We start from the raw sequence: 15,059 nt of genomic DNA on the forward strand, positions 1-15,059 counted from the left end.
TGCTGTGTCCGATAACCGAGAAAGGAGAACAACTAATGAGAAAGCTAATTCTGGCCTGTGCTGGCCTTGCGATCAGTGGCGCCGCCGTAGCTGCCCCAAACGCCGAATGCAAAACCGTACGCTTTGCCGACGTTGGCTGGACCGACATAACAGCCACCACGGCGTTGGCCTCAGAAGTGTTGGCAGGCATGGGCTACGAGCCGGAAGCAAAAGTGCTGTCGGTACCCGTAACCTATCGTTCACTCAAGAACAAAGACATTGACGTGTTCTTGGGGAACTGGATGCCAACCATGGAAGGCGATATTCGCCCTTATCTGGAAAGCGGCGATGTTGAAACCGTAATTACCAACTTGGAAGGCGCCAAATATACCTTGGCGGTACCGCAATACGTTTACGACGCCGGTGTAACCAGCTTTGCAGACATTGCCAAGCACTCCGACAAGTTCGATGGCCGCATTTATGGCATTGAGCCCGGCAACGACGGTAACCGCCTGATTCACGACATGGTTGATCAGAACGCGTTCGGCCTAGGCGAGTTTCGTGTGGTGGAGTCTAGTGAAGCCGGCATGCTGTCTCAAGTTGGCCGCGCAACCCGCCGGAATGATTGGGTAGTCTTCCTTGCCTGGGAACCACACCCGATGAACGCCAATCACGACTTGGCCTATCTGGACGGTGGTGATGATTTCTTTGGCCCCAATTACGGTGGCGCAACGGTACACACCAACGTACGTGAAAACTACCTAAACGAGTGCCCGAACGTTGGTAAGTTACTGACCAATATGACGTTCACTCTAGCCATGGAAAACGAAGTGATGGGCGCCATATTGAACGATGGCGAAGAGCCCAGCGACGCGGCCCACACCTGGCTGGCCAACAACCCATCGGTCCTGGATGCTTGGCTTGAGGGTGTCACTACTTTAAATGGCGATGCGGCACTGCCCGCAGTCAAAACCTCCCTGAAGTAATAAGAACGGTGCTGTGCAGACGCTCTGGGCCAACCGGCTCAGTGCGCCTGGTAACCCTAACGAACACCTCCCATTTTCGGTGCTGGCCAAAGCCTGCACCCAACAAGACTGAACGCCATGAGCTGGATAACTGAGCACCAACTGCCTTTCGGCGACTTCATGGAAGACGTTGTTGATTTTTTAGTCGTCAACTTCAGCGGCTTTTTTGACGCCATTTCAGAAACCCTTAGAAACATGATCCACGGCCTGACCGATGCCTTTTTATGGGTACCGCCCGGCGTCCTGATATTGCTTCTAACCGCAGCGGCTCACCTTCGCCATCGCCGTTGGGGATTGACTGCGTTTACCGCTTTCAGCTTTCTGCTGATTTGGAATATTGGCTACTGGGAAGACACCATGGCAACACTGTCGCTGGTGTTATACGCCACCATGCTGTGTGTATTGATTGGCATCCCATTGGGCATCTATGCCGCCCATAGCACTTGGCTGTACAAGTTTTTGCAACCAGTGCTCGATTTAATGCAAACCATTCCTCCCTTTGTTTACCTCATCCCAACCCTAACACTATTCGGCTTAGGCGTGGTTCCCGGCGTAATCTCCACCGTAATTTTCGCCATCGCGGCGCCGGTACGGCTTACCTACCTTGGAATCTCTCAGGTGCCGAAAGAACTGGTGGAAGCAGGCAAAGCCTTTGGATGCACCAACCGGCAACTGCTTTTCAGAATCGAGCTGCCTGCCGCCATGAGTTCAATTGGAGCCGGTATTACCCAATGCATCATGTTATCGCTCTCGATGGTGGTTATTGCCGCTTTGGTAGGCGCCGATGGCTTGGGCGTACCGGTGGTTCGCGCATTGAATACTGTTGATATAGGGAAAGGCTTTGAGGCAGGACTGGCAATTGTGTTGCTGGCCATCTGGATGGATAGATTCTTCCGCCAAAGTGATGCTAAGGAGACGTCATCATGATTGAGATTGAAAATGTAAACGTCGTCTTTGGCAAACAACCTAAACGGGCACTGCCGCTCATTGAACAGGGTCTGGAACGGTCAGAAATCCGGGAACAGACCGACCTAATAGTGGGTGTTCAAAATGCCAGCTTGAGCGTAAAAAAAGGCGAGATCTGCGTTTTGATGGGGTTATCCGGCTCGGGCAAATCTAGCCTGCTGCGCTGTGTTAACGGTTTGAACGAAGTCACCAGTGGCGCTATTCGCATTCAGCACGATGGCGAAATGGTGGACTTCACCCAAGCCAGCGAGAAAGTACAGCGAGACATTCGTACACGCCGCATCTCCATGGTATTCCAGAACTTCGCGTTGATGCCCTGGCTAACCGTAGAAGACAACGTCGCCTTCGGCTTGGAGCTACAAGGCCTGAGCAAGTCCGAGCGTCGTGAAAAAGTAGCACGGCAACTGGAGTTGGTTGGCCTTGAAGGCTGGTCCAAATCAAAACCCGGCGAACTCTCCGGTGGCATGCGCCAGCGCGTGGGCCTAGCTCGGGCCTTGGCAACAGAATCAGAAATTCTGTTGATGGACGAGCCCTTCTCTGCCCTCGACCCGCTGATTCGAAACCAGCTGCAAGACGAACTGCTCACCCTGCAGGACGAACTGCAAAAAACCATCGTTTTCGTAAGCCATGATCTGGATGAAGCGCTGAAACTCGGCTCTCACATTGCGATTATGAAGGACGGCCTGATCGTTCAACACGGAAAACCGGAATCCATCGTGCTGCAGCCGGAGAACGATTACGTTAAGAGTTTTGTCGCCAGTACCAACCCTCTCAACGTTCTTGCCGCACGCTCACTGGCCCTACCGATAGGTCAGATTCAGGAAGACGCCAGCGGCAATCGCTGCCTGAACAAGCGCTATGACACCTGGCTGCATACTCCCGATATCGCAGAAAAAGCAGTGGTCACCAGCGGAGGCCAAACCTTTCAAACCCAGCCTTGGGAAGAAGGCCAAGCTATCGAAAGTCTGGCCAAACAACCCACTCTCATCGCACCAGACACCCCATTGCGAGATGCGGTGGAAATCCGGTACTTCACCGGCCACAGCCTGCTGGTGGTAGAGAACGGGCAGATCACCGGTGCCATCGGCGACCGGGAGCTGTACCACGCCATGCTAGGCAAACATTTGGATGACAGCTAAAGCGGCTACTACCAGAGCCTGCTGGTTCGTAAAGTGGCAGAGCAACACCCGTTATTTGAAGCCCGGGAAGCACTGCCGCTCCCTTCAGTAAAGTGTTACACCACACTGAAGTAGGCCAGTACGCTACCGACGCTCTGTAAACCAAAACCGGAGCTATGAGAAAGGACAAGGCTCAGTCCTTGAACTGAGCCTTGTCCAAACCGTGCTTTTTCATTTTGTCGTACAGCGTTTTTCGAGCAACGCCCAGTTGCACCATAGTGTCTTTGATGCTGCCATGGCACGCATTGAGGGCGCTGGTCAGCACCGAATGCTCAAAGCTATCCATCATTTCTGCAAGAGTCCGCCGCCCACTTACATCCGCCTTTGCCACCGGCTCACTGTCATCCAAAGCCGACGGTCCCAGCAACACATAACGCTCTGCCAAATTACGCAACTCACGAACATTTCCCGGCCAGCTATGGTGCATCAAGTGCGCAGCCTGACTCGCATCTAACGGAATGCTCTCTCGGTCATACCGGGCTGCGGCGATCAGCACAAAGTGGTGAAACAACATTGGGATATCCTCTTTGCGCTCTCGCAATGGCGGAATATCCACTTTGACCACATTCAGCCGGTAATACAGATCCGCACGAAAACTCCCCTCATCACTGAGTGCCTTCAAATCGGCTTTAGTGGCTGCAATAATGCGCACATCCACATCCTGTACTTGGTTGCTCCCAAGGCGTTCTACCTTTTGTTCTTCAAGCACACGCAGCAGTTTGATCTGCAGCGGCATCGGCATGCTTTCCACTTCATCCAAAAACAAGGTACCCAGATGGGCGTGTTCAATCTTACCAATGCGGCGTTTATCCGCGCCGGTAAACGCCCCGGCTTCGTGGCCGAACAGCTCACTCTCGATGAGGTTTTCGGGCACCGCGCCGCAGTTAATCGCCACGAAATTGTGCGCCCCCCTTGGGCTGTTCTCGTGAATATAACGGGCCAGCGCATCCTTACCGGATCCAGTCTCACCAAACAACAGAGTGTTGGCAGATATATCCAGAATCGGCGTGATGGTATCCATCACCTTTTGCATGCTGGGCGTGTCACCAAGAATTCTCGGGCCAGGCCGAGCCAAGTGGCGCAACTGGGCCTTGAGCCGACGATTTTCCAGTGCCAGATGGCGCTTTTCCAGCGCATGATGCAGGAGTTCAATTAATGCATCGTGATCAAAAGGCTTTTCAATAAAATCATAAGCGCCCTGCTGCATGGCAGACACAGCCGTACTGATGTCGCCTTGGCCGGTAAGAATAATAACGGGAATGGTGTTGTCTAATGCTTGAATCGCGTTCAGCATCTCAAGTCCATCCATCCCCGGCATGTTGTAATCACACAGCACAACGCCGTTGTATTCCGGCGTAATAAGCTCAAGACCCAATTCGGCGCTCTCAAAACAACTCACAGGTAAATCTTCTAATGTGAGTGTTTGGGTCATAGCTTTGCGAATATGTGAATCATCATCTACAAAAATAATCGAGGGTTCCGTCATTCCGTGGCCTCCCGTTTTTTCAGGGTAAATTCAAATTCCGCACCTGGCGCATCGCTACGATTGCGCCCGGTAAGCCGGCCACCCAAGGCATCCACAATTTGCCTTGAGATAGACAACCCTAGCCCAAGCCCCTGTTTCACTGACTTGGTCGTAAAGAAGGGTTCAAAAATTTGCTCTGTATCCGCTGGTAGGCCAGGGCCGTTATCCCGAACAAAACAGCGCCAGCACTCTCCTTGCTCGTCTACTTCGATAGTGACTACCGGGTGCTTCTGGTTTTCAACGGCCTGAACCGCATTGGCCAGCAGATTCACCATAACCTGTTCAATTCGAATCAGATCGCCATGGCATAGCACCGGCTGTTCTGGGCGGTTCCAACGAATATCAATGTCTGCGCTGCTCTTCTGCGCGGCGATAATTTTCAGAGAGGCATCCACAGACAGGCGAAAGTCCACAATCGTTGGCGGCCCTTCCGATTTGCGAGCAAACACTTTGAATTGGCGAGTAAGCTCCGCCATTTTGTCACACAGAAGCACGATTTCACCGAGGTTCTCATCCACCATATCGGCGGCGCCTTTCTCTAAAAACCGCCGACTGTTTCTAGCGTAGGTTTGAATGGCCGTCAGAGGTTGGCTCATTTCGTGATTAAGACCAGCCGACATTTGCCCCAACACCGCTAGTTTGGCTGCTTGAATCAATTCCTGCTGGGTTTCTCGCAACTCACTCTGGGCGCGTTCGCGCTCGCGAATTTCCTCCAGCAGTTTACGGTTGGAGCGTTCCAGATCGGCCGTTCGTTCAGCAACACTGAGTTCAAGCTGTTCGCCTCTTAGGGCCAACTCTGCTTCGCGACGATAACGCTCACGCAGATACAGCCACGCCAGTAGAACTCCAAAATAAATCGCGATCCCGCCCACTACAAACCCGAGCCGCATCCAAGCAACAGAGCGTGTACTCACCATCACCTGCAGTGTCCAATCCAGTCTGGGCAGCGGCGTTTGAACACGCAGATATTCGCGGCCTCCGCCATTTTCCCGGATACGCAGGGTTTCGGATGTGCCGGATAAGCCCGAGGGTTTTCCAAGGGATATTAAGGAGACAGGCTTAAGATCCCGATCTGGGTAACGTTGGCGCGATGCCTCACCCGGTGCGTTTCTAGCATCGCCAGTAAAGTCCCGATACAGCCACTTAGCTTTGCTAGCCAGAAAGCTAACGCCAGCTTCATCTAGCACCACCATCTCAGCTTCCCGCACGGAAGCGGGCCTGTGCCACTGAGATTCCAGCTCATGCACCAAGACCTTAACCGTAACAATGCCGAGAATTTCGGAATTCTCGCCACGCACTGGGTGGGAGAAATAGAGGCCACGAACACCAGACATAAGCCCGAGCGCAAAATATACCGCCGAAGTACCGCCCTTCATAGCCTCGTAAAAATAGGGCCTGAACGCGAAATTTTTACCTACAAAACTGCTGTCTTGCTGGTAGTTATTGGCCGCAATGGTCAAGCCAGAAGTGTCCATCAGGTAAACATCCGAACTGCCAACGATGGTAGCCATACGCTGCATTTCTTCGTTGGCCCGATGAACAATGGAAGGATTATTCGGAGCACTCAGAGCAGACGCAAGCAAGGGGTGCTCTGCCATCAACTCGGGAATTGGCAGGTAACGGTTAAGCTCGTTACCCACAAGTTGTCGGTAGCGGAAGGATTCCTCAAGGCTGTCTTGTTCAACCTGCCGATAGCCAACCCAGCCACCCAGCACCCAAGACACCGAAAGGGTGATCACGAACACAACAAAAGCGCCTATCCGGTAGGACATAGCCCGGTTCCCGCAACACCGTTAAAGGACGCCAGAGTATCGCCCGCTCCCTTGAAGGACAAGGGCGCGGGCGACGATAGACAAACTCAGGCTGCTGCTAAGCGGCTCTTGCGCTGGCGTTGCATCAAAAACGCCAATGCTGCAAGCCCAATACCAGCAAGGTCTGACACCATGCCACCCTCAATCATCAGCAATGCGGCGCCTATCAACAGCAAGCGGGCTATCCAAGAAGCCGTGACATTGCCGAACCAACCCAGCACGCCACCAGAGAGCAGATACACACCAAACAGAGCAGTAACAAGTGCGCGTGCAATGTCGAACCATCCGGCTTCCATTAGCAAGGCGCCGTTATAGAAGAACATAAAGGGTACGATGAACGCCGCAATACCAATGCGGAAGGATGCCACCGAGGTTTCCATAGCATTGGCACCGGAAATCCCCGCCGCCGCATAAGACGCCAGCGCGACCGGAGGCGTAATCGCAGAAACCACCGCAAAGTAGAACACAAAGAAATGCGCTGTAAGCGGCTCAATACCTAGCTGGACTAGGCCAGGCGCAACCACCGAAGCCGCGACCGCATACGCCGCAGTAGTGGGCATGCCCATGCCCAGCAGAATGGAGATAAACATAGCAAAAACCAACGCCAATAATTGGCTAGCCTCTGCTACATCAAGCAGGAGAACCGAGAAGCGGGCACCAACACCCGTCAGGGAAATAACACCCACAATAACGCCCGCTGCCGCACACACCACAATGATCTGTATGGCCATGTAGGAGGCAATTTCCAGCGCATTCAGGATCTGCCGAATACCCATCTTGTTGGGTGAGAACCAGCTAACAACCGCTGCAGACACCATCGCCAGAGTACCGGCGCGTATCACCGAATAGCCCATGAACAAAGCCACCACCAAAATAATAATCGGCAGGAACAAGTAACACTGCTTAGCCATGGTGCGTAGCTTTGGCAGCTCATCTTCACGCATGCCACGCATACCGGTTTTCGCCGCTTCAAAATCCACCATAAAATACACAGAAGCAAAGTAGAGAATTGCAGGAATAATGGCCGCGATGGCAATTTCGGTATAAGGGATACCGGTAATCTCAGCCATGATGAAGGCACCGGCCCCCATAATTGGCGGCATAATCTGACCACCGGTAGAGGCTGCCGCTTCCACAGCGCCCGCAGACTTTTTGCTATAACCCACTTTCTTCATGAGCGGGATAGTCAGTGAACCTGTAGAGACCACGTTGCCCGCGCTGGTGCCATTGATCATACCCATAAGACCAGAGGCGAAAATTGATACCTTGGCAGGACCACCCCGAGAGCGCCCAGCAGCTGCAAACGCAAAGTTCACAAAATAGTCACCCACTTTGGACGACTGCAAAAATGCGGCAAAAATAATGAAAAGAATAATATAGGTAGACGACACCGCCGTGGTGGGCCCAAGAATACCGGCGTCGGTATACACCTGACTGAAAAAGCGTTGTACCGATAGCCCCGGATAACCCAAAAAGCCCGGCAGATACGGCCCAGCAAACACATACACCAGAAATACAAGCCCGATAATCACCAGAGCCAACCCGGCCACTCGGCGAGTAAGCTCCATAATCAAAGCAGTACCCGCTACAGCGGCAAAAGATATGCCCACTGGAGCAAATGAGGTACCCGTGGACATACGCATAGAGGTGTTAAAAGCCACAAGAAAGTATGCAGCGACGGCGATTGAGCAAACAATCAGCACTAGATCTGGAACACTAAAGCGCGAGCGTTCACGCTGGTGAAACCAGCTCATCACAATACCAACGCCCGTTGCCGCTAGCAGCGGCCAACCAAAATGCCAGGTTTCCAGATCAACCGGAATTCGCATAGCGCCGTTCTGAATCATCTGCCAGAACGAGTAAGTTTGATACAGCACATAAAAAGCAGGCAATAGCGCCACAGCGCCAACCCAAGTTGTCCAGCGGTGGCGGGCTGATCCTTCTTCCGCCGACACAAAACGTGCACCCGCAAACAAAACAAACCCCAGAACCAGAGCCCCGGCAATGTGCACTATCCGGAACGACCAGGTTTCTAAAGGGGCTATATTCAGGGAGTAGAGGTGAAAGGAGGAATAAACAATGGCCAGCAAAGTTACAAACTTCAGCATGCCGCCTTCAAACAGCCTGCGGTTTGCCTCTACAGGTTCCTGATCTACATCGTGGGCAAGTACGTGGTCTTCGCCCACCTCCACATCAGAAAAATCTTTGGGGTGTCGTTCGAGTGTCATTGGGGGTTCCTGCCTACAGGCAAATCGGAGCCAGCACAGCGCCAGCTATTATTCAGGGGCCTTGCGGCCCCCTTCTCTCAGCTATTCAGATCAAAAACCTTATTTGATCTTGCTCTTTTCGATGGTGTAGCCGTTCTCGTTGAACCAACGCGCTGCACCCGGATGCCAAGGCAGTACATTGTTCTTTTTGTAATTCTCAGGAATCGAATTACGGGCTGCTTTGTGGATGGAAACCATCCGGTCGTTCTGCTCCATAGTCAGCTTGGTGATTTCATACACAAAGCTTTCCGGCATATCGCAGTTCACCATGGCAAAGTTCCACATGGATACAACGCGCGAAGGCTCATCCAGTGATTGGTAAGTGCTCGCCGGAATGACGAACTCAGACACCGGGAACGCATCTGTTACCTTCTTTGCTTCGGCATCTGTCATACCAATGATGTTCACATCGGTTTGAACCTCAAGCTGGCTAACCGCCGGAATTGGAATGCCTGCAGCGAAGGCCACAACATCAATCAGGCCATCCTGAAGCTGGCCACCAAGATCAGACCAACTGCCGTTGCGGCGCTTAAAGTCTACGCCCAGAGTTTCCATCATGCGCGGGAAGTACGTATCGGAGGTTGAGCCCGCCGGTCCAAAACCGATGGTGGCGCCATCCGGGATGTCAGAGATAGAGGTGATTCCAGAACTGCTTAGTGCAGTTACAGAGAAAGGCGTTTCGTACATGGGGAACATGGCACAGACGTTATCCATCTTCATGCCTGGCGCCAACGGGCTGTTGCCATCCATGGATTCACGGGCCGGGCCCATGGTGGTTAGGCCAAACTTGAGGTCGCCAGTGTGAACCAACGCCATATTCTGCATAGGCCCGCCGGTAATTTCAGCACCGCCGGAAACCCCTAGGCTTTCTGCAACAAAGTTGGCCCAGCCAGAGCCATACGCAAAATAGGTACCGCCTTGGCTGGCCGTTCCCACCGTAAAGTTATCTGGCCAACCAGCACGGTCCTGAGCAATAGCAGGACTAGCAACAACAAGAGTAGAGGCGAATGCCGCCGCCATAATGGCTTGGGTCTTCATAGAGAATGCTCCCTGATTCGTTTTGTTAGTTAATTGGGTGCTAAGACGGAGCCCTGATGGGCTGCGGTAATAAGGAAATTGCAAATAGCGGGCCAGATTAAAAAGAACTTATAAAACAACAACTTTCTGAAAACCTACAAAGTAGGCACTATAAAATGGGTACGCTATCACCCATTATTAAAGCCCCGTGGGTTGAATTCCGCCACACCGAAGAAGCAAAAGGTGCAAAGACCAACCATGTCATTTCCGTTTTATACCGTCGGCTGTAATCTAATCCCACTAGGGGAGCGTGAGTAAGCCGAGCACTGGGCGAGACAAGCATGATAACTGACGACTCATGGACGAAGCGACGCTCATACCAGTTGAGGAGAACGCATGAATTTTGGAATATTGGTTTTTGACGGAGTCGAAGAGCTCGATTTCATAGGGCCGTGGGAAGTTCTAAAAATCTGGTCAAAGATCGCTGGCGGTCCGGAAAACTGCTTCATTGTTGCAGAGTCAAAATCTCCTACCATCTGCGCCAGAGACCTATCTATTAATCCACATGTCTCCTTTAACGATTGCCCAGAGCTAGATTATCTTCTGGTACCGGGGGGCCAAGGGACTCGCAAAGAGGTCAAAAACCGAGCTCTGACCGAGTTTGTAGCAAAGCAAGCACAACACTGCCAAACAGTGTTGTCCGTGTGTACGGGTTCCTTCATTCTCCATGCTGCAGGACTGTTGTCAGGCAAAAAAGCAACAACCCATTGGGCCTCACTTGATCGCCTGAGAGCCTTGGGGGATGTCGAAGTAGTAGAAGAGCGGTTTGTAGAGGATGGAAACATTTGGACATCGGCAGGAATCTCTGCGGGCATCGACTTAATGCTGGCTTTCATTGCGCACACTGCAGGCGAGAAAGCAGCTGGTCAGGTTCAGTTCAGCTCAGAGTATTACCCCGCTCCAACCGTTTACGGGCAACCTGAACAGCACCCAGATGCGCCCATGTACCTAAAACGCCACTGAGCCTCCATTACTAACCCCTCTCAGGAACCTCCCCAACATGCCCATCCAAGCTGTACTCTTCGACCACGACGGAACATTAGTCAACTCCGAACCAACCCACCTGAAGCTATGGAATGCGGTTCTTCGTGATTACGGCGTTGAGCTTTCAGACCAAGAGTACAAGGATCTATACGCAGGCGTTCCAACCCCCACCAATGCCACTGATCTGATCAGTCGATTTCGAATTCCGTCCACCGCAGCAGATCTAATAGCGGCGAAGCAACTTGAAACCAAGAGGTATCTGGAGGAGCAGTCTTTTCCGCTTATGCCGGGCGTTTCCGAAACGATCTTGGCGCTCGATAAGTTAGGCCTAAAGCTCGGTGTTGTAACCGGCGCAAGTGCGCACGGTTTGGGTGTAACCCTTCGTGCTAATAAGTTCGAATCGCTATTTAGCCTCACTGTATCGGGAGACGATGTGCTCAGAAGCAAGCCCGCGCCGGATTGCTACCTATTGGCACTGGAACACCTTTCGCTGCAACCAGAACACTGCATAGCGATTGAAGATACCGAACACGGGCTGCGCGCAGCCGCAGCGGCTGGCATTCGATGCTTGGCCATTCCCACAGAGATGTCCAAGCACCACGATTTCTCTCTAGCTACTGCGGTTTTGCCAGATATGAACGCCGCGTTTGAATATGTTAAAGAACGCTCCGCGCAAGCATAAACGCGCAGCACTTCTTGGAGAGACTCTCCCCGCCCCTACCTAGATTAATCACTTGCTGCACTCTTGTTGTCCGGTCTGGCACACCTGAACGTCGTGCTCATACCACGAAACGTTACAGACGTTGTGACCGGGGGACAGGCCGGGCCACTCCAGCCCTTTCTTTGACGGCAAGGAACGGGCGACAGTGTTGATACTCGCCATGACAGCCTCAAACACTAAGCCTTCTAGGCGAGCAAGGACTTCGAGTTCCGTCAATTGACTCGCCGGAAGGGTGCCCGGCGAGGCGTGGCGCCCGCCCATATTCTAGCTGCTAGTTGCTTTCCGCTCTTGAACACACCTTCGCGCCAGCATTGCAGGTAAGCCGCATTGGCTGAAGCCTTCTCACCCCTCCTCTTCCGATGCGGTGTAAAGCTGGCGTTGCCGCTACAGATGCGTGGGCCGCAGTCAAAGGCGCTGAGCGGGTGAATGTTCTCGCCAATGTTCGCAACAATCCAACGCTTAATATCCAGCGCGGTGGATCTGAGCGTTGATAAGGGATTGCTGCACGTTGATTTCTAAGCCGCCTGCATGGCGGCGAACGCTGTAGCTGTCCGCCGCGTGATCTTCGTTCGTTTCTAAGCCGCCTGCATGGCGGCGAACTAAATCGCGCTGCACTAGAGGCTATGGTGAAGTTTCTAAGCCGCCTGCATGGCGGCGAACTGCGGGCAGCTTGCGCAGGTGCGGGCCGTATTTTTCTAAGCCGCCTGCATGGCGGCGAACAAGTCGGGCGCGCCCTATCCGAGATTGCCGGTTTTCTAAGCCGCCTGCATGGCGGCGAACTCCTCGGTGATCTTTCCCTTGGAGGTGGGCACTTTCTAAGCCGCCTGCATGGCGGCGAACAGGAGGGCTCAGGCGATGAGTGATGTGAGAGATTTCTAAGCCGCCTGCATGGCGGCGAACCAAACGACCCAACCGTTCGTCATGCTTAATCATTTCTAAGCCGCCTGCATGGCGGCGAACGTTAAGCGGGGGCGTTGTGGTCGGTGATAGCTTTTCTAAGCCGCCTGCATGGCGGCGAACGAGTCCGGCCCTGACTACGACTGGGTCGTAACTTTCTAAGCCGCCTGCATGGCGGCGAACGGTTACGCAACCAACTCTCAACCACTATGAACTTTCTAAGCCGCCTGCATGGCGGCGAACCGACCACTGCCGGGAGCTTGTCGTCTGTTACCTTTCTAAGCCGCCTGCATGGCGGCGAACCGAGGCGTCCGAAATCGTGAGCTACACGGCTCTTTCTAAGCCGCCTGCATGGCGGCGAACCAGTTCGGCGATGAACGCGTCCAGCTGCGCAGTTTCTAAGCCGCCTGCATGGCGGCGAACACAGCGCTGACAGTGGGAGCGGGGATTCTGCTTTTCTAAGCCGCCTGCATGGCGGCGAACTGGCCGTCTTTGTCCAGCAGGACGGACGCCTGTTTCTAAGCCGCCTGCATGGCGGCGAACGCCGTGGATATTAACTGATAAACGCGGCTACTTTTCTAAGCCGCCTGCATGGCGGCGAACACCTGAGATGATACGCACCGCAACGCAAGGGATTTCTAAGCCGCCTGCATGGCGGCGAACATGCACGATATGTACTACATCGCCAGCCGCAATTTCTAAGCCGCCTGCATGGCGGCGAACCTCTAGTGCGCATAATGTATAGCCGGTTAAAATTTCTAAGCCGCCTGCATGGCGGCGAACAAACTCGACCGCTGATACGTCCGCCTTGAACATTTCTAAGCCGCCTGCATGGCGGCGAACTGATACGTCCAGTTTCGCGGTAACCGCATAGTTTTCTAAGCCGCCTGCATGGCGGCGAACCGCATGCGAGAGGAAGAGCGCCAGCGCCAAATTTTCTAAGCCGCCTGCATGGCGGCGAACAAGCTGTACCTGCTAGATGAGACGGCTATGCATTTCTAAGCCGCCTGCATGGCGGCGAACGATCAGCTAAAGGCAAGAGTGGCGGAGCTTGATTTCTAAGCCGCCTGCATGGCGGCGAACATTTGTGGGGGCGGTGGCTGAGTTCGAGGGCTTTTCTAAGCCGCCTGCATGGCGGCGAACGAAGCCTCAGACGCAGAGCTGGCGCTAGAAAATTTCTAAGCCGCCTGCATGGCGGCGAACCTGAACCCGTTCGCAAAATCATCTTTAAATAATTTCTAAGCCGCCTGCATGGCGGCGAACATGAACCAGTCACCCAATGAATTGACGGTTACTTTCTAAGCCGCCTGCATGGCGGCGAACTACACCGTGCCCAACGTTCCCTTTTGCGCTCTTTTCTAAGCCGCCTGCATGGCGGCGAACTAGCAGCGGCAAAAGCGGCCTTTTTGCTTGTTTTTCTAAGCCGCCTGCATGGCGGCGAACCATCGGCAGCAGTCACCGTCAATTTACTGGGGTTTCTAAGCCGCCTGCATGGCGGCGAACATACGGGCTTGTCAACAGCCAGTTGCATGATTTTTCTAAGCCGCCTGCATGGCGGCGAACATGACACCGGTAATTCGGGGACTGTCACGTTCGTTTCTAAGCCGCCTGCATGGCGGCGAACCGAAGAGATCCCGCAAAATGAGGATGCGGCATTTTCTAAGCCGCCTGCATGGCGGCGAACTTTACATAACATCCACGGCGTACCTGCACAAATTTCTAAGCCGCCTGCATGGCGGCGAACCGCATGGCGCGGGCTCAGGATCGGCGCTATATTTTCTAAGCCGCCTGCATGGCGGCGAACGAATAAGTGCTCCATTCCTGAAATCTGGCATATTTCTAAGCCGCCTGCATGGCGGCGAACAGCTGACGCCAGCGGCCCGCGCGCTGTTTGACTTTCTAAGCCGCCTGCATGGCGGCGAACCATTGCCCATTATCGTCTTGTCGGATTCGCTGTTTCTAAGCCGCCTGCATGGCGGCGAACAGTGGAGGAAAGAACAGTGGCGGCGGCGGCATTTTCTAAGCCGCCTGCATGGCGGCGAACAATGCTCGTAATAAATTAACCCCGGCACGAAATTTCTAAGCCGCCTGCATGGCGGCGAACGTGTCAAGTATTTTTTTCGTGCCCGCTACGCATTTCTAAGCCGCCTGCATGGCGGCGAACCCGAACGAAAAGCTGCAAATGGAGTTTCAGAATTTCTAAGCCGCCTGCATGGCGGCGAACGCAAAAGGTGCGGCTGCAAAGCTCAGGCCGGATTTCTAAGCCGCCTGCATGGCGGCGAACCTAGGCTCTCGTTTCGCTTGGTAGCGGTAATGTTTCTAAGCCGCCTGCATGGCGGCGAACGTAAAGCTAACGGCATGGTTACGGCTACACCTTTTCTAAGCCGCCTGCATGGCGGCGAACATTTGTCTTTTTGTGGTTCTGTCCTTATGAAATTTCTAAGCCGCCTGCATGGCGGCGAACTTGTAGGTTGGCGGTTAAGAAGCACCTACGAGTTTCTAAGCCGCCTGCATGGCGGCGAACCTGAACAATTCTTTGGCCATTCATGACCAAGATTTCTAAGCCGCCTGCATGGCGGCGAACGGCATGTTGACCGAGCGGGTCGACGTGACCACTTTCTAAGCCGCC

General features: G+C 53.6%; 10 protein-coding genes and 1 CRISPR repeat array (1 of these 11 running past the window's edge). Of the genes, 5 read left to right on the plus strand and 5 right to left on the minus strand.

Features of this window, described 5'->3' with window-relative positions; genetic code table 11:
• The first annotated feature begins 35 nt into the window (after positions 1–35).
• The 3 genes from KO508_RS17990 (at position 36) to choV (ending at position 3,109) form a co-directional block, all read left to right on the plus strand.
• Positions 36–965 (plus strand): choline ABC transporter substrate-binding protein, encoded by a 930-nt coding sequence (locus tag KO508_RS17990; RefSeq protein WP_216009635.1) that lies wholly within the window; start codon positions 36–38, stop codon positions 963–965.
• Between the two features lie 117 nt (positions 966–1,082).
• Complete coding sequence (choW, locus tag KO508_RS17995; RefSeq protein WP_216009636.1) at positions 1,083–1,931, plus strand: choline ABC transporter permease subunit; 849 nt, start codon at positions 1,083–1,085, stop codon at positions 1,929–1,931.
• Positions 1,928–3,109 (plus strand): choline ABC transporter ATP-binding protein, encoded by a 1,182-nt coding sequence (gene choV / locus KO508_RS18000; RefSeq protein ID WP_216009637.1) that lies wholly within the window; start codon positions 1,928–1,930, stop codon positions 3,107–3,109. Before choW ends, choV begins: the two co-directional genes overlap by 4 nt.
• 172 nt (positions 3,110–3,281) lie before the next feature.
• Here the strand turns inward: choV and KO508_RS18005 are convergent, their stop codons facing one another.
• From KO508_RS18005 to KO508_RS18020, 4 genes are all read right to left on the minus strand, one after another.
• The gene (locus tag KO508_RS18005) at positions 3,282–4,634 is read right to left on the minus strand and encodes a sigma-54-dependent transcriptional regulator (RefSeq protein ID WP_216009638.1); all 1,353 of its coding nucleotides are present in this window, start codon (positions 4,632–4,634) and stop codon (positions 3,282–3,284) included.
• Positions 4,631–6,445, minus strand: coding sequence for a sensor histidine kinase (locus tag KO508_RS18010; RefSeq protein ID WP_216009639.1), 1,815 nt, complete (start codon positions 6,443–6,445; stop codon positions 4,631–4,633). The genes KO508_RS18005 and KO508_RS18010 overlap by 4 nt, the downstream gene beginning before the upstream one ends.
• A gap of 86 nt (positions 6,446–6,531) precedes the next feature.
• The gene (locus KO508_RS18015) at positions 6,532–8,712 is read right to left on the minus strand and encodes a TRAP transporter permease (RefSeq protein ID WP_216009640.1); all 2,181 of its coding nucleotides are present in this window, start codon (positions 8,710–8,712) and stop codon (positions 6,532–6,534) included.
• A 99-nt stretch (positions 8,713–8,811) separates the two neighbouring features.
• Complete coding sequence (locus KO508_RS18020) at positions 8,812–9,789, minus strand: TAXI family TRAP transporter solute-binding subunit (protein ID WP_216009641.1); 978 nt, start codon at positions 9,787–9,789, stop codon at positions 8,812–8,814.
• 375 nt (positions 9,790–10,164) lie between these two features.
• On the opposite strand from KO508_RS18020, the gene KO508_RS18025 reads away from it, so the two are divergent.
• On the plus strand, positions 10,165–10,791 hold the full coding sequence (locus tag KO508_RS18025; protein ID WP_216009642.1) for a DJ-1/PfpI family protein: 627 nt from the start codon (positions 10,165–10,167) through the stop codon (positions 10,789–10,791).
• A 37-nt stretch (positions 10,792–10,828) separates the two neighbouring features.
• Complete coding sequence (locus KO508_RS18030) at positions 10,829–11,494, plus strand: HAD family hydrolase (protein WP_216009643.1); 666 nt, start codon at positions 10,829–10,831, stop codon at positions 11,492–11,494.
• A gap of 48 nt (positions 11,495–11,542) precedes the next feature.
• On the opposite strand, the gene KO508_RS18035 is transcribed toward KO508_RS18030, so the two are convergent.
• Positions 11,543–11,794, minus strand: a complete 252-nt coding sequence (locus KO508_RS18035; protein WP_216009644.1) for a hypothetical protein — start codon at positions 11,792–11,794, stop codon at positions 11,543–11,545.
• A gap of 251 nt (positions 11,795–12,045) precedes the next feature.
• Positions 12,046–15,059: direct repeats of the CRISPR family, unit length 28 nt; unit sequence TTTCTAAGCCGCCTGCATGGCGGCGAAC (it continues 3,558 nt past the right edge of the window).

This window comes from Marinobacter salexigens (genome assembly GCF_018860765.1).
GTDB lineage: Bacteria > Pseudomonadota > Gammaproteobacteria > Pseudomonadales > Oleiphilaceae > Marinobacter > Marinobacter salexigens_A.

Excerpts from the sequence above, each read along its gene's own strand:
- choV (WP_216009637.1), top strand. The coding sequence starts at position 1,928 with ATGATTGAGATTGAAAATGTAAACGTCGTCTTTGGCAAACAACCTAAA.
- KO508_RS18015 (WP_216009640.1), bottom strand. The coding sequence starts at position 8,712 with ATGACACTCGAACGACACCCCAAAGATTTTTCTGATGTGGAGGTGGGC.
- KO508_RS18025 (WP_216009642.1), top strand. The coding sequence starts at position 10,165 with ATGAATTTTGGAATATTGGTTTTTGACGGAGTCGAAGAGCTCGATTTC.
- KO508_RS18020 (WP_216009641.1), bottom strand. The coding sequence starts at position 9,789 with ATGAAGACCCAAGCCATTATGGCGGCGGCATTCGCCTCTACTCTTGTT.
- KO508_RS18005 (WP_216009638.1), bottom strand. The coding sequence starts at position 4,634 with ATGACGGAACCCTCGATTATTTTTGTAGATGATGATTCACATATTCGC.
- KO508_RS18030 (WP_216009643.1), top strand. The coding sequence starts at position 10,829 with ATGCCCATCCAAGCTGTACTCTTCGACCACGACGGAACATTAGTCAAC.
- choW (WP_216009636.1), top strand. The coding sequence starts at position 1,083 with ATGAGCTGGATAACTGAGCACCAACTGCCTTTCGGCGACTTCATGGAA.
- KO508_RS18035 (WP_216009644.1), bottom strand. The coding sequence starts at position 11,794 with ATGGGCGGGCGCCACGCCTCGCCGGGCACCCTTCCGGCGAGTCAATTG.
- KO508_RS18010 (WP_216009639.1), bottom strand. The coding sequence starts at position 6,445 with ATGTCCTACCGGATAGGCGCTTTTGTTGTGTTCGTGATCACCCTTTCG.
- KO508_RS17990 (WP_216009635.1), top strand. The coding sequence starts at position 36 with ATGAGAAAGCTAATTCTGGCCTGTGCTGGCCTTGCGATCAGTGGCGCC.